This window comes from Collinsella sp. TM05-37, assembly GCF_003436455.1.
GTDB lineage: Bacteria > Actinomycetota > Coriobacteriia > Coriobacteriales > Coriobacteriaceae > Collinsella.
This window is the reverse complement of record NZ_QSPN01000008.1, coordinates 108,026-108,579: the sequence shown is the minus strand read 5'-3', so window position 1 is coordinate 108,579 and position 554 is coordinate 108,026. Positions and strand designations below refer to the sequence as shown.

Genomic DNA, 554 nt, shown 5'->3' with positions numbered 1-554 from the left:
TCCGACAGGTCGACCGCGGCCTCGAGGGCCGGGCAGGACTCGAGCAGAACCGCGCGCAGGCGGTTCTTGTCCCTGGTCGCGCAGGCCACGACGTGGTCGCGCTGGGAGGAGAGGGCGCGGGCGGCCTCGAGGGCCTCGCCGCGGCCCGGGACCCCCGACAGGGAGTCCGGCACGCCCAGGGCGGTCCGCGCGATCACCTCGGCGTCGCGCTCGTCGGTCTTGGCCTCGCCGGCGAACAGCCCGGCGGCGCGGCTGGCGGCGAGGCCGGGAAGGTAGGCGACCGCCAGCCCCGCGGCGCGGGCGCGCCGCACGGCGAGGGACCCTATGTTGCGGAACTGGTCGACCACGACGAGCGTGCCGGCGGGCGCGGAGGAGAACAGCGCGTCTAGAGCGCCCTCCCGGTTGCGGACGGGGGCGCTGGCCAGCACCTCCCCGCCGCGGTCGATAAGGCAGGCCCAGTGGGAGGACTTGCCGACGTCCAGGCCGAGCACGGCCCCCGGCCTGGTCGATGGCGCTTTCACGGTGGTATCCTTCCGGTAGTCGTTCGACCGGAT

At 75.3% G+C, this 554-nt stretch carries 1 protein-coding gene; it reads right to left on the bottom strand.

Going from position 1 to position 554, the window contains the following annotated elements:
• Positions 1–554 (bottom strand): transposase (locus DXD48_RS05880; RefSeq protein WP_199407909.1); only part of this gene is annotated, 554 nt, incomplete at both ends.